A 22,110-nucleotide genomic window follows, 5' to 3' on the forward strand; every position below is an offset into this window, starting at 1 on the left:
TCCCGCTACGAATGATTGCGAACCCGGCCGGCAAGCTCGGTGTCGCGCACATCGCGGTTCCCGGGCTCGGGTGTTTGTGCAGGGACGGGGAGCCCTACGACTGGGTGCCGGTCAACTACGACACGACACCGTTTCGATGACGGGCATCGCGCGCGCGTGGCGGTGGTGTCAGCGGGACCGTTCGCGCCGCCATGCGCCCGGCGGATGGCCGACGATGCGCGCGAACACACGGTTCAGGTGGCTCTGGTCCGCGAAGCCGCAGACGGCTGCGATTTCCGCGAGCGTCATGTCGGTCGTCTCGATCAGTTGCCGGGCGCGGGTCACGCGCTGTTCGAGCAGCCATTGATGCGGCGTGCGCCCGGTCGTCCGCGAGAACGCGCGGATGAAATAGCCGCGCGACAGGTCGCATTCGCTCGCGACCTCCTCGATCGACACGCCGAGATTCGCCTTTTCCATCAGCAGTTCCTTGGCACGCGCAGCCTTGGCCGGCGACAGCAGGCCCTTGCGTTGCAGGTCGCGTGCGTGCGGATTGCCGTAGCGGCATGCGAGGTGCGTGCCGATCGCGAGGCCCATCTGCTCGACGAACAGCGTGTTCAGCGCGCCCGGCGCGTCGAGGCTGTTGGCGACGGCGTGTGCGAGATGGCCCAGCACCGCGTCCTGCACGTCGGGCGCGCAGGTCAGGCCGCCGATTTCCGTTCCGTCGTGCTCGCGGCCGAGGCGGTCGAGGTAGCCGTGCGACAGCTCGACGAGCACGAAGTCGAACTTGCCGTACAGGTCGGCACGGAAATTCCGGGAAAAATCGCGAATGTAGATCGAGTTGTGCTGAAACCGCCGCTCGGATTTGCCGGCCCCGCCGTAGATCGTGCGCCGGTGCCCGCTGTTGAGCGAGACGCCGATCAGGAAGCCGCGATCGCTGGCCGCCATCTCGATGCGCTCGAATTGCTCGTCGCGCATGCATTTGCGATGGAGCTTCAGGCCGCCGACCGACCTTTCAATATCCTTGGATAACAGGCTCGACAGGCATCCGAGCGTGTCTTTCGGCGGCGGCGCCTGCGGCGCGACGAGGGAGGCTGGCATGGTGGAACAATCCTTCGATGGGGTACGGCGCGCGAGCATTTTTACGCGCAGTTTATACGGTGCGCGCGACAGTCCAAAGATAACTTGAACAAATGTACGCTGGCTGACGAAAAATGCGGGCGCGAACCGATCCGCGCCGCGCCGGCCCGGCACGCGAGCGCACGCGCATTCCGATCGATATTGCGTCATTGGTCTTGGCGCGACGCGGGTTCGGTGGCGTGCCCATGCGGAGGTCGCCAGCGCATTTTCCTTCAAGATTTTTATTTATACGGCGTTTACACTCGACCCACTTTTTTGAGATTAGCACCCGGCCTGCAGGGCTGGCCAGGTGCGCACTCCCGCCCCGGTGAACTGCCGTGTTCACATGGCGGTCATCGTGGGGAACCTGGAGGCGGCCATGATCCAGATCGGGACGTTGTCGGTGGATTTCGAGCAGCGAGACATTCGCTGCCACGGTGCGTCGTTGCGTATTGGCGCACGCGCGCTTGACATACTGGAAGTACTGCATCGCGCCAACGGTTCCGTCGTGTCGAAGGACGACATCATGGATGCCGTCTGGCCGGGCCTGATCGTCGAGGAGAACCGGCTGCAGGTGCATGTCGCGACGTTGCGCAAGGCGCTGGGCGCGAACCGTGACCTGATCAAGACGGTGCCGGGCCGCGGTTACCTGCTGATCGCGAATCCCGCCGTCGTGCACGAGGCGGCGCCGCGCGCGACCGCGTTGCCGCACGACGCCGTCGTGGCTGCCCGTCCGGTTCCGCTGGTCGGACGCCAGGCCGAGATCGAGCAGATCGTCGCCATGATCGAATGTGCGCCGGTCGTCACGCTGGTCGGTGCGGGCGGCATCGGCAAGACGAGCCTGGCCGACCGCGTCGCGCACGAACGGCGCAGCCGCTCCGGCGAGCGCGTCCTGTTCGTGGCGCTGGCGAGTGCCGCGACGCGCGACGACGTGTTGCTCGCGATTGCCGCGGAACTGGGGCTCGAGACGGATGGCTTGCCGGGCATCGACCGGATCGGCGATGCGTTCGCCGCGTCGCCGGGCCTGCTTGTGCTTGACAACGCGGAGCACGTCGTCGATCTGGTTGCCGACCTCGTCGATACGCTGACGTCGCGCGCCGCATCGCAGCGCGTGCTCGTGACGAGTCGCGAACCGCTTCATATCTCGGTCGAAGCCGTGTTTCGCGTGAGTCCGCTGGCGGTGCCGGACGGCGCTGCATCCGTCGACGAGATCGAGCGCTCTTCGGCCGTCGAGCTGTTCCTGGCGCGGATCCGTGCCGCCACGCCCGACTGCGCGGTCGATTCGGCCGGCATCCGGCTGATCGGCGACATCTGCCGGCGCCTCGACGGGCTGCCGCTTGCCATCGAACTGGCTGCCGCGCGCGTCGCGACGCTCGGGCTCGAGATCGTCGCGTCGCGTCTCGACGACCGGCTGAACCTGCTGACGGGCGGGCTGCGCTCGGCGCTGCCGCGCCACCAGACGTTGCGGGCGACGTTCGACTGGAGCTATGTGCTGCTGGATGCGGCCGCGCGGTCGCTGTTTCGTCGGATGGCGTGCTTCATCGGCCCGTTTACGTTCGATGCCGCCCGCGAGGTTGCGATGGAGCCCGGCATGTCGGCCGCCGAGATGATCGCGGTGCTCGGCGAACTGGTCGCGAAGTCGCTGGTGACCGTCGAGTTCGACGGCGCGCAGGCGCGCTACCGGTTGACGGAATCGACGCGTGCGTATGCGCTCGAAAAGCTGCACAACGAGGGTGAATTCGACGCCATCGCCGAGCGTCATGCGCGCTACGAACGCGAGGAAGGGGAAGCGCGGATGCAGGCGCAGGCACAAGCCGCGGACCGCGCGAGCCTGCGTCTCGCCGCCGATGCTCCGGCGCCGCCCGTGGCGGCCGAGCCGCAGGCGCTGGAAGCGGACGCGTTGGCGCGCGCGTTGCTGGAGCCGGCGCGGATGCGCGAATGTGCGACACCGGCGCGGCGAGCGCTCGACGCGATCGAGGCCGGCGAGGGCGCGTCCGTCGACGCGGCGCGCGAGATGCGCTTGCGCGCGGCCTATGCGGCGGCGCTGCTGCATACCGATGGCGACACGCATACGGCCGCCGCGATGTGGGACCGGACGCTCGCGCTCGCGGGCCGGATCGGCGACGAGGCAGTCGATGCGTGTGCGCTGGTCGGGCTGTGGAACACGATGCTGACGCGCTCCGACATCCACGAATCGTTGCGCTACGCGACGCGCTTCGAGCGCGCCGCCGAGCGGCGGGGCGACCGGTCGCAGCGGCTGCTGGCGAATGCGATGGTCGCGACCTCGCTGCATTACTTCGGCGAGCACGCGCAGGCGCGCGAGCGGCTGGAGGCGGCGACGGCCGAGCTGGCCGAGGCCGGCGATCCGTCGTGCGCGGAGGCGGCGCTGGGGATCGACGTCGCGACGCTCGGCCGGACGATGCTGACGCGGCTCGTGTGGATGCAGGGCGATCCGGAATATGCGATGCGACTGGCGGCGCAGGCGGTCGAATGCGCGCGCCGCGCCGGGTCGGGCCTGGCGTTGTGCGTCGTGATCGGCGCCGCGGCCGTACCGATTGCATTGCGCTATGGCGATCACGACGTGATTTCCGACTACCTCGGCACGCTGCGATCGACCGCCGAGGCGAACGGGTTCGACATCTGGCTCAGTCACGCGGAATGTCTGGCCGGGCAGTTCGACATCCAGACCGGGCATCCCGGTGCCGGTCTCGCGCGGCTCGAGCCCGCGCTGCGGCGCATCGAAACGAGCGGATTCCGGCGCGTGCTCGCACCGCTGACCGTCGCGTACGCGGAAGGATTGACGCGCACGGGCCGCGCGGCCGAGGCATGCACGAAGCTCGACGCGACGCTCGCGCGCTGTCGCGCGCACGGCGAGCATCTGTTCGTGCCCGAGCTGTTGCGCGCCCGGGGGCTCGCGATGCTCGAACAGGCCCGCACCGCCGATGCGGACCTCGCGATTGCCTGCGAAGCCGACGGGCACCGTCATCTGCTGATGGGGATCCATACCGCGAACGGGCAAGGGGCAGCCATGTGGGCGCTGCGCGGCACGCTCGATCTCGCCGATCACCTGATCGAGCGTGGGCGTACCGCGCAGGCTTCGTTGCTGCTCGCCAACCTGCCAGGGCATTTCGATCCGCAATCGCGCGCGTTCGATGTTCGCCGGCTGGCGCGCGTGCAGAACTTCGTGCGCCCGGAGACGATGCCGTCGACGGCCCGTACGCGCATGCGGCACGAGGCGGCGGATGCGATGCAGCAGGTGGCGTAACCGCGCGCCGGACCCGTGCAGGACGCCGCCGCGCGATCGCGTCGCGGCCTGTCGGTCCGATCGTTCAACGTTCAAGGGGAAGTGGATGGTCCGTGTATCGTCAATCCGGGTGCATGCCGCGTGCGACCGAGTGCCGGCTTTGGGCGCAAGCAGGAGGCCGGACGGTGCTTAAGGCGACGGAACCCGCGGAATCGGCGGACCTCATCGTATACAACGGCAAGATCGCGACGCAGGACGACCGGCAGTCGTTCGTGACCGCGCTCGCGGTGAAGGACGGCCGGATCCTCGCGGCCGGCAGCGGGCCCGACGTGATGCGCCACGCGCGCGCCGACACGCTGCGCATCGACCTGAACGGCCGCACCGTGATTCCGGGGCTGAACGATTCGCACCTGCACGTGATCCGCGGCGGCCTCAATTTCAACCTGGAACTGCGCTGGGACGGCGTGCCGACGCTGGCCGATGCGCTCGCCATGCTGCGCCGCCAGGTGCTGCGCACGCCTGCGCGGCAGTGGGTGCGCGTCGTCGGCGGCTGGACCGAATTCCAGTTCGCGGAAAAGCGCGGGCCGACGGTGGCCGAACTCAACGCGATCGCGCCCGACACGCCGGTCTTCATCATGCACCTGGGCGACAGCGCGCTGCTGAACGCGGCCGCGCTGCGCGCGATCGGCTATGGCCGCGACACGTCCGATCCGCCCGGTGGCGAAATCCAGCGCGATCGCCTCGGCAGGCCGACCGGCATGCTGATCGCGCGACCGGACATGGCCGTCCTGCACACCGCGCTCGAGAAGGGCCCGAAGCTCGGTCACGACGACCAGATGAATTCGATGCGGCACTTCATGCGCGAGCTGAACCGCCTCGGCGTGACGAGCGCGATCGACGCCGGCGGCGATTTCCAGGCCTTTCCCGACGACTACGGCCCGATCCTGGCGCTCGCCAGGCGCGGCGAGCTGACGGTGCGCATCGCATACAGCCTGTTCGTGCAGCATCCCGGACGGGAACTCGACGACTACGCGCGCTGGGTGACGCTGGCGAAGCCCGGCGACGGCGACGCGTTCCTGCGGATGAACGGCGCGGGCGAACTGCTGGTGTACTCCGCGGCCGACTTCGGGAATTTTCTCGAACCGCGCCCCGATCTGCCCGAAGCGCTCGAGGCCGAACTGGCCGCGGTGATGCGGCTGCTGGTGCGGCACCGCTGGCCGTTCCGGCTGCACGCGACCTACGACGAATCGATCGGCCGCTTCCTGAACGTACTCGAAGCCGTGAACCGCGACATGCCGTTCGATGGGCTGCGCTGGTTCTTCGATCACTGCGAGACGATTTCGGATGCGAACATCGCGCGCATCGCCGCGCTCGGCGGCGGCGTGACGGTCCAGCACCGGATGGCGTTCCAGGGCGAGTACTTCATTGCGCGCTACGGCGCGGAAGCGGCCACGCGCACGCCGCCGATCCGCGCGATGCTGGCGGCCGGGCTGCCGGTCGGCGCGGGCACCGACGCGACGCGCATCGCGAGCTACAACCCGTTCGTGTCGCTGTACTGGATGGTGTCCGGGCGCACCGTCGGCGGCACGGCGCTCTATCCCGAACGCAACCGGCTCAGCCGGATGGAAGCGCTGCGCCGCTACACGGTCGGCAGTGCATGGTTCTCGAACGAGGACGATCGCAAGGGCGCGCTGGTGCCCGGCCAGTATGCGGATTTCGCGGTGCTGACGGACGACTACTTCACGATCGACGAACCGCGGATCAAGTCGCTGTCGTCGGTACTGACGGTCGTCGACGGCAAGGTCGTGCATGCGGACGACGAGTTCGCGCCGCTCGCGCCGCCGCCGCTGCCGGTCAGCCCCGCGTGGTCGCCGGTGGCCGAATTCGGCGGCGCAGGCGGAATCGGCCAACGTCGTCCGGCCGCGTCGGCGCAGCCGCGCGCGGCGGCCGGCGACGGCGCGGACGCCGGTCTCGCGCGCGGCCGCGGGCGTCGTTTCGCGCAGCGCCTTCATGTGGCCGCGCGGGAGGCTGTCGAGCAGTGCGAAGCATTCGGTCAACCCGGTGTCGCGTTTTAGGATGGCGTCGGTCAACGGGCCGGCCGGCAACCCTGGCACGTGTCGCGCGCTGAATGGATAATTTTTCGCCCCCGGCGCGGGGCAGAAGGAGACGAGATGAGTGCTGCGCACACCTGCGCACGGGCCGATGACGAAGTCGCCGGCGTTCGCATTCCCCGGACGCCGATCGCGATCGAGGCCGCCGAAGCGGCATGCGCGTCTCTACCGCGGGTGATCACCGATCACGCTTGCCGGGTGTTCGTCCTCGCGTCGCTGGCTGCGCGCCGGGCAGGCGAGACACTCGATGCGGATGCGCTGTACGTGGCCGCGATGTACGCGAACATGGGACTGAGCCCCGCGTATGGCCGCTCGACCGAGCGCTACGAGCTCGACAGCGCCGATGCCGCGCACGCGTTCCTGCTGCGCCATCAGACGTCGCAGCGCCTGCGTGACGACGTGTGGCGCGCGATCGCGCTGCATACGACGCCCGGCGTGGCCGCGCGCGTGTCGCCGCTCGCGCGTGCGCTGGCGTCCGCCGTAGCGACCGACCTGATGGCAACCGGCTTCGACGCGTATTCGACCGACGAGCGGCGGGCGCTGCTCGCCGCGTACCCGCGCGGCGACGGGTTCGGCGACGCGTTTCTCGACGCGGTCGCACGCGGGGTCGCGCACCGGCCGGCGTCGACGTTCGGCACGTGGAGCGCGGATGTGCTCGAGCGGGCCGATCCGGATTTTCACCGGCCGAATTTCTGCGGACGCGTGCTGGGCGCGCGCTGGAAAGACGCCTGAAGGGTTCGTTCCGGACGATCCGGCCGACTTCGCCGGCCGTCGGGGCGGCCCGGCGATTGTCGCGCCGGGCTGCCGCCGGTGCGGGCTCAGGCGTTCCGGGCCGCCACGTCGTGACGCGCATAGTCGACGTATCCCGCGCGGTCGCCGCCATACCAGCCGACCGTCTTCGGCGTGGCGAGCGGCGCATTCGCCGCGAGGCGTTCGACGAGATCGGGGTTGGCGATGTACGCGCGCGCGAACGCGACGAGATCGGCGTCGCCCGCATCGATCAGCGCATGCGCGGCATCCGGCGCGATGCCGCCGTTGACGATCAGCGTGCCGCCGAAGGCCTTGCGCGTGTGCTCGACGATACGCGGCAGGTCGGGCTCGCCGCTCCAGCCGTTGGTGTCCGCCGCGTGCAGATAGGCGACGCCGGCTTCGTCGAGCATGCGGCCGACGTAGGCGTACGTCGCATCCGGATCGGCGTCGCGCACGTTGTTGTACTTCGCGTACGGCGAGATGCGCACGCCCACGCGATCGAGCGGCATCACGCCGCCGACCGCGTCGACGATTTCCTCGAGGAAGCGCGCGCGGTTCGCGACCGAGCCGCCGTAGCGGTCGTCGCGGCGGTTCAGCGTCGACGACAGGAACTGGTGCGGCAGGTAGCCGTTGGCTGCATGGATCTCGACGCCGTCGAAGCCGGCTGCCTTCGCGCGGACGGCCGCCTGGCGGAATTCGCCGACCGTCGCGGCGACTTCGTCCGTCGTCATCGCGCGCGACGGCGTCGCGTGAATCTTCGTGTAATAGCCGTTCTGCAATTGCGCCCACACCTGCAACTGCTCGAGATCGTCGTTGACGCCGGACGGCGACAGCGGCGCGTCGCCGCCGAGCAGCGTCAGCGAGCTCACGCGGCCGCCGTGCCACAGCTGCGCGAAGATGCGGCCGCCGTTCGCATGGACCGCGTCCGTGATCTGCTGCCAGCCGGCCGCCTGCTCGTCGGTGACGAGCCCCGGCGTCAGTTCGAACGACGCGGAGGCCGGGCTGACGTTGGTCGCTTCGGTCACGATCAGGCCGGCGGACGCGCGCTGTGCGTAGTATTCGGCCATCAGTTCGGTCGGCTGGCCGCGCGACGGCGCGCGCGAACGCGTCATCGGCCCCATCACGACACGGTTGGGAAGCGGCAGGCCGCGCAGATCGTAGTGGCTGAGCAGGGAAGACATGATGGATTCCTTTTGCGTGGAGCAGCGCGGCGCCGCTTATCGTGCGACGGGCCCTGCGGAAAGTTCGGTTGTGATGCGGGTGACGTGCCGGCAGCGTTCCGGCGCGCGAACGGCCCGGGCGGGAGTCGCGCGTGAACCGGTGCCGGCGCCGGTTCAGGCTTGTGCGTGGCGTTCGGCGTGCGGACGCCCGATCACGAGGTAGTGCGCCAGCGCAACGATCGGGAACGCGCCGGCGACAGCGGCGACGAGCGGCCAGCCGCCATGCTCGTACAGCGGGCTCGCGAGCGCGGAGCCGATAGCGCCGCCGACGAAGATGCTCGTCATGTACAGCGCGTTCAGGCGGTTGCGGCTCGCCGCATGCAGCGCATAGATCTCGCGCTGGCCGAGCACCATGTTCATCTGCACCGCGAAATCGAGCACGATGCCCGTGACGACGAGGCCGTACAGGCCGGCGCCGTGGAGTAGCGCAACCGTGTACGCCAGCGTGCCGGCGACCAGCGCGATCAGCGTCGCCCGCACGGTATGGCCTGCATCCGCGAGGCGGCCCGCAACCGGCGCCGACGTCGCGCCGATCGCACCGACGAGCGCGAACAGGCCGATGGCCGATTGCGACAGCCCGTAGTGGCGCGTCAGCTCGACCGGCACGGCGGTCCAGAACAGGCTGAACGACGCGAACATCAGGCCCTGGTAGAACGCGCGATGGCGCAGCACCGGCATCGTGCGGACCAGATGCAGCAGCGAGCCGATCAGTTCGAAGTAGGTCGCGCGATGATCGGGCTGACGCGACGGGATCGTCAGCGCGAGCACGGCCGTCACGAGCGTCATCAGCACGGCGGCGGCCGCGAACACGACGCGCCAGCCGAACGCGTCGGCCACCACGCTCGACAGCGGGCGCGCGAGCAGGATGCCGAGCAGCAGCCCGCTCATGATCGTGCCGACCACGCGGCCGCGCGAATGATCCGGCGCGAGGTGCGCGGCGAGCGGCACCAGGATCTGGACGGCGACCGAACTGAAGCCGACCAGCAGCGAGATCGCGAGGAACAGCCCGGGCGTCTGGACGACCGCGGCCGCCGCGAGGCTCGCGATCGACACGACGGCCGTGACGATCATCAGCTTGCGGTTCTCGAGCAGGTCGCCGAGCGGCACGATGAAGAACAGGCCGAGCGCATAGCCGATCTGCGTCAGCGACACGATGAGGCTCGCGGTTTCGCCGGACATGTGCAGGCTCGGCGCGATGAGTTCGGTGATCGGTTGCGCGTAATACAGGTTCGCGACGATCGCGCCGCAGCTGAACGCGAACAGCAGGATGAGGCCCTGCGTGAGCTTGGTCGCGTGCCCGTGGGCCGCAACCGGGGTGGATTCTGCTGACATGGTCGACTCCTTGGAAAGAGATGTCGGGTGCCCGTTCATCGGGCGGGCGTGACGATTGCCGTCGCGGCGAAGCGGAAGCCGCCGCATTGCCGTCAAGATTATTGATCGATCGATAACAAGGGAATGGGTCCGGGGCGCAATCGAGCATTGCGTGCCACGCAAAGGGGGCGGACCGTGTGCGGGTTCATGCGGGGGTGCCTGCGCCGGCCGACGCGATGCGGCCGCCGGCGAAGGCGGGACAGAGGACGTCTAAACCGGCCTGGACGGACGGCGCGGCGATTGCGACCTTCATGTTGCGCCTCTCGAAACGGGCCTCCGGCGCGGATGTCGCGGATCGCGAAGCCCGATGAGCGCAGTCTGGATCGAGCGGACTGAAACGTCCTGAACCGCGTCTTGATTGACTTGATTCATGCGGTGCGCGCGGCGGCGCGGACGATCGGTTTCAACGGCGGGTTTCGACCGCCGGTTTCAAGCGCGCTTGCCCTGCAGCGTCGGAATCTGCGCGAACAGCCCCGCGAGCCAGTCGACGAAGACCTTGAGCTTGACGGGCGTATGCCGGTTGGGCGGATACAGGATCGAGATCGGCCGGGGCGGCGTGTTGAAATCGGTCAGCACCTCGCGCAGGCGCCCCGATTGCAGATACGGCTCGACCAGGTACAGCGAGGTCTTGATCAGGCCGATGCCCGCGACGCCGGCCGCGATGTAGGTGTCGGCGTCGTTGACCGCGACCGTGCCGCACATCTGGATGATCCGCGTTTCGCCGTCGACGACGTAGTCCCAGGACCGCGGGCGGCCCGTATCGGCCGAGATGTGGCTGACCGCGATGTGCTGCGCGAGATCGTCCACCGTCTCGGGTGCGCCGCATCGTTCGAGATACGCGGGGGCCGCGCACGTGCAGGTGGTGAGGCTGCCGATCCGTTTCGCGACCAACCCCGAATCGTCGAGCGCGCCGATCCGCACGACGCAATCGACACCCTCGCCGACGAGATCGATCTGGCGATCGGTCACGCCGAGTTCGATCGAGATGCCCGGATGGGCGGCGAGAAACTCGGGCAGGGCAGGCACCATGATCTGCTTGGCCATGGCCGGCGGCAGGTTGACTTTCAGCCGGCCGCGCGGCACGTTGCGCGCCTGCGAGACGGCCGCTTCCATGTCGTCGATTTCGCGCAGCACGCCGACGCAGCGTTCGTAATAGGCCTGCCCGTCCTCGGTCAGCGAGATCCGGCGCGTGGTGCGGTTCAGCAGCCGGCAGCCGAGATGCTGTTCGAGCGTGCTCAGCAGCGCGGACACGCGCGGCGTCGTGAGTCCGGTCGTGTCCGACGCGCGCGTGAAGCTGCCCGTCTCGACGATGCGCGTAAACACGCGCATCGAAAGCAAGGTATCCATCGTTCAGAAATCTCCAGCCTGTTTGTTGTCCGCGCCGGTTCGTGCCGGCGCGATTTGTCGTGGTCGTGCGATGCCGCTACGCGTCGATGCGTTTCCTGAGCCCTTCACCGGCAAACGGCATTTCGCGCAGGCGCTGGCCGGTCGCGTCGGAGATCGCGTTGGCGAGCGCGCCCGCGGTCGGCCCCATCGACGCCTCGGCCGCACCAAGGAACGGTGCGCCCGGGCGATTGATCAGGTGCACCTTGATGCTTTGCGGTGCGGCGCCGAAGCGGAGAATCGGATAGCTGCTCCAGTCGAAGCTGCGCACGCGTTGCGTATCGTATTGCAGTGCCTCGTACAGCGTCCAGCTCGCGGACTGGATGATGCCGCCCTCGATCTGGTTGCGAATGCCGTCGGGCGATACGACCTGGCCGGCGTCGACGGCCGCTTCCGCACGTTCGAGCGTCACCTGGCCGGTTTCCGGGACGACCGACACCTCGACCGCGATCGCGACGTAGGCCATCAGGTTCTTGTATTTGCCGAATGCGAAGCCGACGCCGCGGTTGCGTTCGCGCGGCGGCCGGGGCCAGCCGAATTTCGTCGCGGCGAGCTTGATCACCTGGCTCGCGCGGTGATCCTGCATGTGACGCAGCCTGAATTCGACCGGATCGACGCCGGCGGCGTGCGCCAGCTCGTCCATGAAGCTTTCGATCGCCCAGACGTTCGTATGCGCGCCGAGCGAGCGCATCGCCGACGTCTGCAGCGGCATCGTCGGCGAGAAGTTGTTGACGATGTGCATGTTCGGCAGTGCGTACAGCGGGATCGCGTTGCGATCGCCGCCGCCCTCGGGCTGCAGCATCGGCGTGGACGGCGCGGAGACGAACGGCGGTTCGAGCATCCGCGCGGGCAGCAGCCGGCCGGCATTGACGATGCGCTCGTTGTGCGAACTGCTCCACAGCGCGTAGTGCCAGTCGACGATATGGCCGCTCGCGTCGAGCGACGCGCTGAGCTCGGTGACCATCGCCGGCGTGAAGTGGTCCCACGTATGTTCCTGCTCGCGCATCCACTGGACGCGAATCGGCTTGCCGGGCATCGCGGCCGCGATCAGCGCCGCATGCGCGGCCGCGTCGTCCGCACCGTTGTGCCCGTAGCAGCCGGAGCCCTCCGTGTGAATGCAGCGCACGCTCGCCTTCGGCATCGACAACATCTCGGCGAGTGCGTCGCGCAGCGGGTACACGCCCTGCGAGTGGGTCCACACGGTCAGCATGCCGTTCTCGAGATGCGCGACCGAGCAGGACGGCCCGATCGAGCCGTGCAACAGGTAGTTCTTCAGGAACGTGGCGCTCAGCGTCTTCGCTGCCGGCGCGGTTTGCGCATGCGTGTCGGCGATCTCGATGCGCTGCGTCGCGATTCGCTTCAGGTCCTGATGAACCGTCGCGCGATCGGGCAGCGCCCGGCCGGGCGACCAGCGGCAGCCGGCGGCCAGCGCGCGCTGCGCGACGACCGCCTGCCATTCGCCCTGCGCGACGACCGCGAGCAGGCTGCCGTTGCGCACGATCCGCACGACACCGGGCAGCTTCAGGATCGCGGCTTCGTCGAACGACAGCAGTTTCGCGTCGTACACCGGCGGCATCACGACGCGCGCATGCAGCATGCCGGGCAGTGCCATGTCCTGCACGTAGCTGACGCCGCCCGTGACCTTGTTCGGGATGTCGACGCGCGGCAGCGACGTGCCGATCACGGCGAACGTGGCCGGACTCTTCAACGGCGACGTCGGCGTCGCGTTGCGATGCAGGTCGACGGTGCGCACCGCGTCGCCGTAGCGCATCGTGCGGCCGTCGGGCGCCTTGATGACCGCGTCGGCGACGGTGAGCAGGCGCGCATCGACGCCGAACTGCTTCGCCGCGCCGTCGACCAGCAGCCCGCGCACCTGCGCGGCGGCATTCAGCAACGCGGAGCCGCTGTCCGCCATCGTGTGGCTGCCGGCCGTCAATCCCTCGTCCGGCGACGCGCCGGTGTCGGCGGTCAGGAACGTGATCAGCGAGGGCTTCATGTTCAGCTCCTCGGCGGCCACCTGCAGCAACGCGGTGCGCACGCCGGTGCCGAGCTCGACCTTGCCCGTGAACACGGTGACCTTGCCCTCGGGCGTGATCTTGATCCACGCGTCCAGCAACGGATTGGTCTTCAGGCTGCCGGCCAGCGTTTCGGTGGCCTTGGCCACGTGGACGGCGGCGCCTTCGTCCGCGATCACGACCTCGGCGGCGGCGCGCGCGGCCGGTGCGAGGCTGAACGCGACGAACAGCGCGCCGGAAACCATGAAGTGCCGGCGTCCTTCGTCGATGTCGTCGGGTGGGTTCATCAGAGCCCCTTGCTGATCATGACCGGAGCGCCTGCCGGTTCAGGGTCCGGCAAGCCCGAGACCTGGCGCACGGCCGCCAGGATCCGCATGTGGGTGCCGCAACGGCACAGATTCGGTTCCATGTGCGTGCGCAGCTCGCGTTCGGTGGGTTTCGGGTTGCGTTCGAGCAGCGCCTGCGCGCGCATGATCATGCCCGCGATGCAATAACCGCACTGCGCCGCCTGATGATCGATGAACGCCTGCTGAAGCTTGCCCGGATGCTCGGCGGTGCCGAGGCTTTCGATGGTCCTGACGCGGCGCTCGCCGATCGCGGCCACCGGGATCAGGCACGAGAACATCGGCTTGTCGTCGACGATCACGGTGCACGCGCCGCATTGTCCGAGGCCGCAGCCGAACTTCGCGCCGTGCAGGTGCAGGTCGTTGCGCAGCGCGTAAAGGAGCGGCGTGGACGGATCGATGTCGAGCGTGTGCCGCACGCCATTCACGGTGAGGGTGATCATTGCGCGCGGTCCTCCTTTCTGAGCTTCGCGGCCAGGGTGTCGATGCCGCTCCATGCGGGGCGATCGGAGTACGTTTCGCGGAGGTAGGCGGCGAGGTCCGCGATCTGCGCGTCGTCGTACTGGTCGAGGTAGGACGGCATGTAGTTCAGCGTGTCCTCGCCATGCCAGCCGATCCCGTTGAACATCATCTGGATCGCGTTGCGCGGCGTGTCGGCGGCGATCGCCGTGCCGAACGCGAGCGTCGGCCGCTCGCCGATCGACTGCATCGGCGCTGCCGGCCCGTGGCACTGCGCGCACGACGCCTGGAACAGCACCGCACCGCGCTGGCCGGCAGGCGTCGTCGCGTGGCGTTCGGCGACGGCCGTCGCGGGCCGTGCGGCGGCCGGCTTCTGGATCGCCAGGATGTAGGCCGCGATGGCCTCGACATCCTCGGCCGGCACCGTCGCGAGATCGCGCGTGACGGGCAGCATCGGTCCGGCGGCCGCGCCGTGCTCGCTCGCGCGGCCGGTGCGCAGGTACGTGACCAGCTGCGCTTGCGTCCACGGCTGGACCGCGTTGCCGAGCGCATTGAGCGGCGGGGCTTCCCAGCCGTCGACGATGCCGCCGTCGAACGCCTTGCCTGCTTGCTCGCCGCCGATCGCATTCAGCGGCGAATGGCAGGACGCGCAGTGTCCGAGGCCGTCGACCAGCAGCTTGCCGCGATTCCATTGCGCGGATTGCGACGGGTCCGGCTGGTACGCGCCTTCGCGCAGGAACAGCACGTTCCAGAACGCGACGAGCGGCCGGAAGTTGAGCGGGAAGATCAGGTCGTTCGCCGGGGGCTTCGCTTGAACCGGTTCGCGTGTCATCAGGTACGCGTATGCGGCCGCGATGTCCTGGTCGGACATCCGCGTGAAGTGAATGTACGGAAAGGCCGGGTAGAGCGGATGGCCGTCGCGGGCGATGCCGCTGCGCAGCGCGCGCGCGAAGGCGGCCTGCGACCAGCGGCCGATGCCGGTGTCGGCATCCGGCGTGATGTTGGTCGCGTAGATCGTGCCGAATGGCGTCGCGAGCGGCAGCCCGCCGGCGAACGGCTTGCCGTCCTTCGCGGTGTGGCAGACGATGCAGTCGCCCAGCGCGACCACCCGTGCGCCGGCCTTGATCAGTTGCGGATCGAACGACGCGCGGGCCGGCGGATCGATCGGCGCGATCGACGGCCGGACCATGATGCCGATCGCGACCGCCAGGCCGACGATCGCGATGCCTGCCGCGCCGAACCAGAGTCGTCTGTGCTTCATGTGCGCTCCACGCGAACCGGTTCGTCCGGCGTCATCAGGCAGGCGGGGAATTGCACGGCGCGTCGGCCGTGTGCGTTCGCGTGACGATGGCTCGCGGTACCGCAGATCCGGTTGCCAGGGCGGACAGGCCGACGTGTGCGGCCCGGCGTGCGCGCGCTCGCGACGGTCGTTCCGTTCGTTCCAGTCGGCGCCGCCGGACGGCGGTGCGGCAGCGCCGATCGATGCGGCCATGACAGGCCTGCCCGGCGGCTGCGATTCGCGGCGGAGATCATGTCGTTACTCCAGGGGTGGGGGCCGCACGCGGGTCGTGGCCCGCGCGCTCGTTGGAGGAGGCAGTCTACGCGGGCGCCGACGCCATTTCCTGAAGCTGCGCTGAAACGTTCTGAACGGGCGCGCGAACCGTTCCGGCGCTTGCGTTCCTGCGTCAGCGCGGCGTGCCGAGACCGAACGCCGCGGCAAGCTGCGGGCCTTTGTCGAGCAACGACGTCACTTCCTCCCGCCGCCGGGCCGACCACTGCTCGAGGCGCGCGACGACGTCGGTCGCGTCCACCGGCAGCGCTTCGGCGAGCGACACGGCATCGCTCGCCGCCTTCGACGTACCGGATGCCGTATGGGGGCGCACGGTGCAGGCCGCGTCGCCGATCAGTGCGACACGACCGTCGACGAAGCCGGGGCTCAGTGCGTCGAAAATCGCCTGGTTGAAAGGTGCGCGCGTCGCGAGCACCAGTTGCGACAGGGTGGCCGGCAGCCGTTCGCCGGCGAGTTGCCGCAGCGTCGCGACGGTGTCGTCGGCAAGCTGCCCCGGATGCACGGACGCGTGATGAACGTGGCCGTTCCGATCGGTCAGGTGGCGGCGCAGCGCGTCGGGATCGGCTTCGTTGCGATACCAGAGCCAGTTGAAGCGGCGCGCGCCCGGCGCGAGCGAGCCGTCGAGCGCGGGAATCAGGAACGCCATGAACAGCTCGCCCGGCGCCTTGTGAAGCGTCATGTTCTCGACCAGCGACGCGATCGCGGCGGTGTCGAATTCGGCTTCGTCGACGATGCCGCGCCATGCGAGGTAACCGGCAAACGATGGCGTATAGCCGGGGAAGATGCGCGCGCGCAGGTTCGAACCCGAACCGTCGGCTGCAATCAGCACGTCCGCGCGGATGCGTTCGTTGTCCACGTGTACGTCGACGCCATCCGCGTCCTGGTCGAAGCCGGTCACCGTGCGGCCATACCGGATGTGCCCGCGCGGCAGCGTCTCGCACAGCGAGCGATAGACGGCGTCCCACGACGAGAACGGCAGCATTTCGGGTTCGTCGCGCGTGACGATGCCGTCGCGATCGATCCAGCGCCGCCGATGCGTCGGCACGCTGATCATCTGGCGGCAATGACGGCCATGCCGTTCGAGAAACGCCATCATGCGCCGCAGCACGGCCACGCCGCCGCCCTGGCCGCGCAGCGGGGTGCGCGAGCGCTCGTAGACCGTGACGTCGTGCCCGATGCAATCGAGCGTCAGCGCGGCCGCGAGGCCGGCGATCGATCCGCCTGCAATGACGATCTTCATCGTGCGTGACTCCCGTGTTCGAAACGCGGTGTGCGTTGCCAGCCGAGTCGCGACGCGTGGCGTCGTGCGCCAGGCCTCACGGCTCGCCGGATGATGCCATGCCCGGCAACGGGCTGCGCCGACGACGCGCGCGGTCGCCTCGATCGACAGCCGCTCGTGCCGGGCGAGGGGCAGCAGGCCACGGCGAGCGCCGGCATACACGATCATGTTGCGAATCAGCGTCCGGATCAGGCGCTCCAGCACGATTTCCTCGGACAGCGAATGGGCCGCGCGCATCGCGAGCGCGAAATCGAGATCTTCGCGCGCGGGCAGGGCAGGGCCGCCCGGCGCCGGATCGGCGGAGATCCCGCAGCGACGATCCTGGCGATCGCGCACGCCGCAACGGAAGCGCGACGACCTGAAAAATCCTGAGACGTACTGAAGGGCGCGCCGGCGTGACGGCCGGGCACGCGGTACGGTGACGCTTGCGCTTACGCCTTCAGGAACGCGAGCAGTTCGGCATTGATCCGGTCGGCGTTGACGACGCACATTCCGTGCGACCCGCCGGGGATTACCTTGAGCTCCGCGTGCTTCACAATCTTCGCGGACAGGCGAGCCGAATCGTCGATCGGCACGATCTGGTCGTCGTCGCCGTGCAGGATCAGCGTCGGGACGTCGATCTTCTTCAGGTCGTCGGTGTAGTCGACCTCGGAGAATTCCTTGACACACAGATACTGGCCATGGATGCCGCCCATCATGCCCTGTGCCCAGAACGCATCGATCGTGCCCTGCGACACCTTGGCATTCGGACGGTTGAAGCCGAAGAACGGCACGGCGAGATCCTTGTAGAACTGCGAGCGGTTCTCGGCGACGTTCTTGCGGATCCCGTCGAACACGTCCATCGGCAGGCCGCCGGGATTGGACGCCGATTTCACCATCTGCGGCGGCACGGCGCCGATCAGCACGGCTTTCGACACGCGCTTCGTGCCGTGGCGGCCGATGTAGTGCGCGACTTCGCCGCCGCCGGTGGAATGGCCGACGAGCGTGGCTTCGCGCAGGTCGAGCGCATTCATCAGTGCCGCGAGATCGTCGGCATACGTGTCCATGTCGTTGCCTTGCGACGGCTGGCTCGAGCGGCCGTGACCGCGACGGTCATGCGCGATCACGCGATAGCCGTGCTGCACGAGGAACAGCATCTGCGCGTCCCACGCATCGGCGCACAGCGGCCAGCCGTGCGAGAAGACGACCGGGCGGCCGCTGCCCCAGTCCTTGAAGTAAATCTGCGTACCGTCTTGGGTGGTGATCGTGTTCATCGCATGGGCTCCTTGATGAGCGGAAGCGGTGTGTTTGGGGGCGGCGGCGGCGGCCGCAGCCGGCAGCGCGGCGGCTGCAACGGCGGTCGCGCCGGCAAGCAGCATGTCTCGGCGACGCGCCGAGGGAACGGCGTCGATGTCTGCTGGACGCATTGGGACTCCTTGAACGTGCGGTGGAACGATGCCGCGTTGGTTGGACGGTTCGGATCTGCCCGCATGCGGCAATCGCGCCGGCAGCCGGCGTGCGTTCGCGATCGCGGGCCGTCAGGCGCGCGAAGGCAGCGAACGAACGCCGACAGGAGCCTATCCCGCGGCCTTGCGGCCTGTACTGAAATCGCGCTGAATTTTCATGAAGCCGGTCGCGGCGCATGCCGCGCGAACCCGCCGGCCAGAAAATTTAAGCCCGCAATAAAGACTCTTCAGCGGCGGCTCGCTATCGTCAGCATCAGGTCATCCCGTCGCGGGTCGGTGCCGGTTCGCGTCGGCGGATGGCGCTCGCGACGCGGGCGGGTGTGCAACATCCGGACCCCTCGCCACTTGCCTGGGTACGCCGCCATGGACGAATTCAATCGCTGGGAGCACGTGATGACGCTGCTCGACCCGTCGCCGGCCGCGAGCCGCTGCGCGCCGTCGCAGCTTCGCGACCCGGACCCCGTGCGCCGTCGCCATCGCGACGACGCGCCGCCCGCGTCGAGCGGCGGGGTGCGCCGCCGGTGCGCGATCGTCGCCGCCGAGCGGCAGACCGATTCGTCGGTGTTGATCTCGTGGAGCGACCCGACGCGCTGCCGGTACGACGAGCAGCGCTGGATCAGCGCAAAGTCCCGCGCCCTCGGGCGCTGCGCGCTGACCGGCATCACGATTCATACCGGCGATGCGATCTACAAGCCGCAATGGCGCGGCGCAAAGCGCCCCGCGAACTACCGGGAGGTGATCCTCGCGTCCGAACTGGACCGGTTCATCGTCAGGCTGTCCCGTTCCTGACCCGGAACGGCACGGCCTGTCCGTCGACCGTGGCTGACCGACGCACGCGCAACGATTGAACGACGAACTGCTGGTTTTTGCCCGCGCATGGCTCGACGGCGGTTGCTGCCGTGACGTGGCGGAGCGGGCCCGGCCGACCGGCCGGCTCACTCCGTCCATATCGACCCGAGCACCAGGCCGCAGAAATTCGTCCGACGATAGTCCGGGTCGCACCGCTCGAGCACGTCGGCGCAGACGTTCCCGAACGCGGTCGCGGGGCGATGCGCGGTGCCCGCGGCGAACGCCTCGAGGAACAGTTCCTTGAAACACGGGCCGCGTGGCCACGCGTCGACGATCTCGTCACGTTCGGACCGGCTCACCTCGTCGAAATGACGTGCGAAGAGATCCGTCTCGATGCCTGCGCCGAGCAACGCCGTCAACGGCGTCATATACGCGTGAATGCCAAAGGCCGTGTGCAGTGCGATCGCACGCCACACCTCCGCCGCATCGTCGGCGGCGACACCGTGTCCGCCGAGGAATGCGTGCGCGGCATTCGCGCCGTCGATTTCGAAGCGCCGGCGCGAATGCCGGAAGCGCTCCGTCAGTCCGAAGTCATGGAACAGCGCGGCGACGTACAGCAGTTCGGCGTCGAATGCGATGCCGCGACGCAGCCCGATGATCGACGCGAACGCGAACACGCGCATCGCGTGCCGGAACAGGAGTTCCGGCTCGCCGGCACGCACGGTCGCGGCGGCCTCCCGTGCGATCGGGCCGTCGGGAATCCGGATGCCGGCGATACGGTTGCCCATGGTCGTGTTCCTCGCGGCGTGACGGCAGTCGCTCGACGCTGGCGCCTTGGAACCATCGTCGCGCGCCGCGCCGCTGAATGTCCTGAGCGGCGCCTGAATCGTTCTGAATGGAAAATCCGACCGGCCGTCACGACCGGAGTCGGTTTCGCCGCGCCTCGCACGTCGTTGTTACCGGCTTTTTTCTCGCAAGCCATCCGAACGTCATTTCAATTCACGAGACTACGAAATTGAATTCAGCCAATCAGCCGTCTTGTCCTACGAAACGCGTTCATGGGTAAACGGCCATTTCACGCATTGACAATGCAGGGCGCCGCAGTGCACCGTGCCGCGCCAGGCAGGGCGGCGCACGACGTCACGGCGATCGTCGTTTTCATCGATTCAAAAAATTTGCTCTTTGAGTTCTGATTATTTGAATCATTCGACCGGACAAATGCCGTAGCATTACCGTCAAACCGGTGTCATTTCTGACAGGGCATCGATGAATGCAATCGATTAAAAATTCCCATGATCCGGATCGGAACACTTCACGTTTTTCTCGACAGACGTGAAATTCGCTCGAACGGCAAGCTGCTGCGTATCGGCAGTCGCGCATTCGAAATTCTCGAACTCCTGATTCGTGCGAACGGCGCATTGGTATCGAAAGACGAAATCATGCAGCGCGTGTGGCCGCACACGATCGTGGAGGAAAACAACCTGCAGGTGCATATCGCCGCGTTGCGCAAGGCGCTCGCCGACGACCGGAACCTGATCGTCACGGTGCCGGGGCGCGGTTATCGGCTGGTTGGCGGCCACGCCGAAGTCACGGCGCCCGCCCGTCCCGCGACGTCGCGGCTGACGGCCGCGCCGACCGCGCTCGTCGGTCGCGAGCAGACCGTCGCCGACGTCCTAGCGGCGCTCGACACCGCGCGCGTCGTGACGCTGGTCGGTGCGGGCGGCATCGGCAAGACGCGGGTCGCGCTCGAAGCGGCCATGCGGGCCGAGGCGAGCTTTCCGGATGGCGCCGCGTTCGTGTCGCTCGCCACGGTTGCGGGTCCGCGATTCGTGCCCGACGCACTGGCGGGCGCGTTCGGCATCGTGGAGCCGACCGGATCGCTGACGCTCGAAGCGGTGCTGGCGAGCGTGGCGAACCGCCGGATGTTGCTGGTGCTCGACAATTGCGAGCATCTGCTCGACGCCGCCGCGCAGATCGCGACCGCACTGACCGAGTCCGACGCCGGATTGCGCGTCCTCGCGACCAGCCGCGAGGCGCTGCGTATCCAGGGCGAGCGGCTGTGTCCGATTCCGCCGCTCGACGTCCCCGACGAAGGGGCCGACGATGCTCGGGCCCTGAGCGCCAGCGCGGTGCAACTGTTCTCGGCGCGCGCGCGTGCCGCCGATCCCCGCTTTCCGCTCGACGAACGCAGCGTGGCGCTGATGGCGTCGGTGTGCCGTCGTCTCGACGGTCTCCCGCTCGCCATCGAACTGGCAGCCGCACGCGCGGCCGTGCTCGGCATCGATGTGCTGGCCGCGCATCTCGACGATCATTTCAGGTTGCTGACCGGCGGTTTTCGTACGGCCTTGCCGCGTCATCAGACGCTGCAGGCGATGTACGACTGGAGCTACCGCTTGCTCGGGGACGCGGAGCGCCTGCTGTTGCGGTGGCTCGGCGTGTTCCGCGACAGCTTCTCGATCGACGCGGTGCGCGATATCGTCGGAACGAAGGGGTTGGCCGATGCGGACCTGCTCGACACGATCGCCGGCCTGGTTTCGAAGTCGCTGCTGAGCCTCGAGAGCGCGCACGGCACACCGCGCTACCGGCTGCTGACCACGACACGCGCCTATGCGCTGCAGCAGCTCGAGAACAACGGCGAATGCGCGGCCGCGGCACGCGCACACGCGAACTATTTCCACACGTTGTTCAGGCTTGCGCCCGGTGGCGGCGACGACGACGGGCCGCAGGCCGAATCGCGGCTCGACATGATCCGGCGCGAACTCGGCAATCTGCGCGCGGCGCTCGACTGGGCGTTTTCGCCGAATGGCGATGCCGAGGTCGGCATCGCGTTGGCGGCTGTCGCGGTGCCGTGCCTGTTCGACCTGTCGCTGGTGGACGAATGTCGCGAACGGGCGCGCGTAGCGCTCGATGCAATGCGCACGATGGACGAGACACGGGCGCGCGAAGATGCGCGCGTGCGCCTGCTGGCCGCCTATGCCGCCGCGCTCGCCCATGCCTCGGGGCCGACGCACGTCGTACACGACACGTGATCCGAC

14 protein-coding genes and 1 pseudogene are annotated in these 22,110 nt (G+C 68.5%); 5 read left to right on the forward strand and 10 right to left on the reverse strand.

The features are described 5' to 3' along the window. Positions 1–168: 168 nt before the first annotated feature. Complete coding sequence (locus ACPTTC_RS36585; RefSeq protein ID WP_423396180.1) at positions 169–1,077, reverse strand: helix-turn-helix domain-containing protein; 909 nt, start codon at positions 1,075–1,077, stop codon at positions 169–171. Between the two features lie 397 nt (positions 1,078–1,474). On the opposite strand from ACPTTC_RS36585, the gene ACPTTC_RS36590 reads away from it, so the two are divergent. The 3 genes from ACPTTC_RS36590 (at position 1,475) to ACPTTC_RS36600 (ending at position 7,182) form a co-directional block, all read left to right on the forward strand. Further along, on the forward strand, positions 1,475–4,360 hold the full coding sequence (locus tag ACPTTC_RS36590) for an ATP-binding protein (protein ID WP_423396181.1): 2,886 nt from the start codon (positions 1,475–1,477) through the stop codon (positions 4,358–4,360). Positions 4,361–4,524: 164 nt separating this feature from the next. Continuing rightward, positions 4,525–6,414 (forward strand): amidohydrolase, encoded by a 1,890-nt coding sequence (locus ACPTTC_RS36595; RefSeq protein ID WP_423396182.1) that lies wholly within the window; start codon positions 4,525–4,527, stop codon positions 6,412–6,414. Positions 6,415–6,510: 96 nt separating this feature from the next. After that, positions 6,511–7,182: a phosphohydrolase gene (locus ACPTTC_RS36600; RefSeq protein ID WP_423396183.1), complete on the forward strand. Its 672-nt coding sequence runs from the start codon at positions 6,511–6,513 to the stop codon at positions 7,180–7,182. Between the two features lie 86 nt (positions 7,183–7,268). On the opposite strand, the gene ACPTTC_RS36605 is transcribed toward ACPTTC_RS36600, so the two are convergent. The 8 genes from ACPTTC_RS36605 to ACPTTC_RS36640 all read right to left on the reverse strand — a co-directional run bounded on the left by ACPTTC_RS36605 (position 7,269) and on the right by ACPTTC_RS36640 (position 18,094). Further along, positions 7,269–8,381 carry an alkene reductase gene (locus ACPTTC_RS36605; RefSeq protein ID WP_423396184.1) on the reverse strand — a complete coding sequence of 371 codons (1,113 nt, stop codon included), beginning with the start codon at positions 8,379–8,381 and terminating at the stop codon, positions 7,269–7,271. 153 nt (positions 8,382–8,534) lie between these two features. Continuing rightward, entirely contained in the window at positions 8,535–9,752 is a 1,218-nt protein-coding gene (locus ACPTTC_RS36610) for an MFS transporter (RefSeq protein ID WP_423396185.1), read from the reverse strand. Positions 9,753–10,220: 468 nt separating this feature from the next. Further along, positions 10,221–11,138 (reverse strand): LysR family transcriptional regulator, encoded by a 918-nt coding sequence (locus ACPTTC_RS36615; protein ID WP_423396186.1) that lies wholly within the window; start codon positions 11,136–11,138, stop codon positions 10,221–10,223. A 76-nt stretch (positions 11,139–11,214) separates the two neighbouring features. Further along, positions 11,215–13,476 carry a molybdopterin cofactor-binding domain-containing protein gene (locus tag ACPTTC_RS36620; protein ID WP_423396187.1) on the reverse strand — a complete coding sequence of 754 codons (2,262 nt, stop codon included), beginning with the start codon at positions 13,474–13,476 and terminating at the stop codon, positions 11,215–11,217. Continuing rightward, the gene (locus ACPTTC_RS36625) at positions 13,476–13,976 is read right to left on the reverse strand and encodes a (2Fe-2S)-binding protein (RefSeq protein ID WP_226198193.1); all 501 of its coding nucleotides are present in this window, start codon (positions 13,974–13,976) and stop codon (positions 13,476–13,478) included. Before ACPTTC_RS36625 ends, ACPTTC_RS36620 begins: the two co-directional genes overlap by 1 nt. Further along, on the reverse strand, positions 13,973–15,253 hold the full coding sequence (locus tag ACPTTC_RS36630) for a c-type cytochrome (protein ID WP_423396188.1): 1,281 nt from the start codon (positions 15,251–15,253) through the stop codon (positions 13,973–13,975). Before ACPTTC_RS36630 ends, ACPTTC_RS36625 begins: the two co-directional genes overlap by 4 nt. A 424-nt stretch (positions 15,254–15,677) precedes the next feature. Then, positions 15,678–17,177 (reverse strand): FAD-dependent monooxygenase, encoded by a 1,500-nt coding sequence (locus tag ACPTTC_RS36635; RefSeq protein ID WP_423396189.1) that lies wholly within the window; start codon positions 17,175–17,177, stop codon positions 15,678–15,680. Positions 17,178–17,272: 95 nt separating this feature from the next. Next, positions 17,273–18,094 carry an alpha/beta fold hydrolase gene (locus tag ACPTTC_RS36640; protein ID WP_175969353.1) on the reverse strand — a complete coding sequence of 274 codons (822 nt, stop codon included), beginning with the start codon at positions 18,092–18,094 and terminating at the stop codon, positions 17,273–17,275. A 555-nt stretch (positions 18,095–18,649) separates the two neighbouring features. On the opposite strand from ACPTTC_RS36640, the gene ACPTTC_RS36645 reads away from it, so the two are divergent. Continuing rightward, complete coding sequence (locus ACPTTC_RS36645) at positions 18,650–19,075, forward strand: DUF3331 domain-containing protein (RefSeq protein ID WP_175969354.1); 426 nt, start codon at positions 18,650–18,652, stop codon at positions 19,073–19,075. A gap of 146 nt (positions 19,076–19,221) precedes the next feature. Here the strand turns inward: ACPTTC_RS36645 and ACPTTC_RS36650 are convergent, their stop codons facing one another. Continuing rightward, positions 19,222–19,863: an HD domain-containing protein gene (locus ACPTTC_RS36650; protein ID WP_423396190.1), complete on the reverse strand. Its 642-nt coding sequence runs from the start codon at positions 19,861–19,863 to the stop codon at positions 19,222–19,224. A 504-nt stretch (positions 19,864–20,367) separates the two neighbouring features. Between ACPTTC_RS36650 and ACPTTC_RS36655 the strand changes: the two are divergent. Beyond that, positions 20,368–22,101, forward strand: a pseudogene (locus ACPTTC_RS36655) (winged helix-turn-helix domain-containing protein); the annotation flags it as partial. Positions 22,102–22,110 lie beyond the last annotated feature (9 nt).

Origin of the sequence: Burkholderia mycopellens, assembly GCF_964265025.1 — a bacterium.
Taxonomy (GTDB): Bacteria; Pseudomonadota; Gammaproteobacteria; order Burkholderiales; family Burkholderiaceae; genus Burkholderia.

What these genes read in the sequence shown, in the direction of transcription:
- ACPTTC_RS36585 (WP_423396180.1), bottom strand. Translation starts at nt 1,077, where the DNA reads ATGCCAGCCTCCCTCGTCGCGCCGCAGGCGCCGCCGCCGAAAGACACG.
- ACPTTC_RS36590 (WP_423396181.1), top strand. Translation starts at nt 1,475, where the DNA reads ATGATCCAGATCGGGACGTTGTCGGTGGATTTCGAGCAGCGAGACATT.
- ACPTTC_RS36600 (WP_423396183.1), top strand. Translation starts at nt 6,511, where the DNA reads ATGAGTGCTGCGCACACCTGCGCACGGGCCGATGACGAAGTCGCCGGC.
- ACPTTC_RS36605 (WP_423396184.1), bottom strand. Translation starts at nt 8,381, where the DNA reads ATGTCTTCCCTGCTCAGCCACTACGATCTGCGCGGCCTGCCGCTTCCC.
- ACPTTC_RS36610 (WP_423396185.1), bottom strand. Translation starts at nt 9,752, where the DNA reads ATGTCAGCAGAATCCACCCCGGTTGCGGCCCACGGGCACGCGACCAAG.
- ACPTTC_RS36615 (WP_423396186.1), bottom strand. Translation starts at nt 11,138, where the DNA reads ATGGATACCTTGCTTTCGATGCGCGTGTTTACGCGCATCGTCGAGACG.
- ACPTTC_RS36620 (WP_423396187.1), bottom strand. Translation starts at nt 13,476, where the DNA reads ATGAACCCACCCGACGACATCGACGAAGGACGCCGGCACTTCATGGTT.
- ACPTTC_RS36625 (WP_226198193.1), bottom strand. Translation starts at nt 13,976, where the DNA reads ATGATCACCCTCACCGTGAATGGCGTGCGGCACACGCTCGACATCGAT.
- ACPTTC_RS36630 (WP_423396188.1), bottom strand. Translation starts at nt 15,253, where the DNA reads ATGAAGCACAGACGACTCTGGTTCGGCGCGGCAGGCATCGCGATCGTC.
- ACPTTC_RS36640 (WP_175969353.1), bottom strand. Translation starts at nt 18,094, where the DNA reads ATGAACACGATCACCACCCAAGACGGTACGCAGATTTACTTCAAGGAC.
- ACPTTC_RS36645 (WP_175969354.1), top strand. Translation starts at nt 18,650, where the DNA reads ATGGACGAATTCAATCGCTGGGAGCACGTGATGACGCTGCTCGACCCG.
- ACPTTC_RS36650 (WP_423396190.1), bottom strand. Translation starts at nt 19,863, where the DNA reads ATGGGCAACCGTATCGCCGGCATCCGGATTCCCGACGGCCCGATCGCA.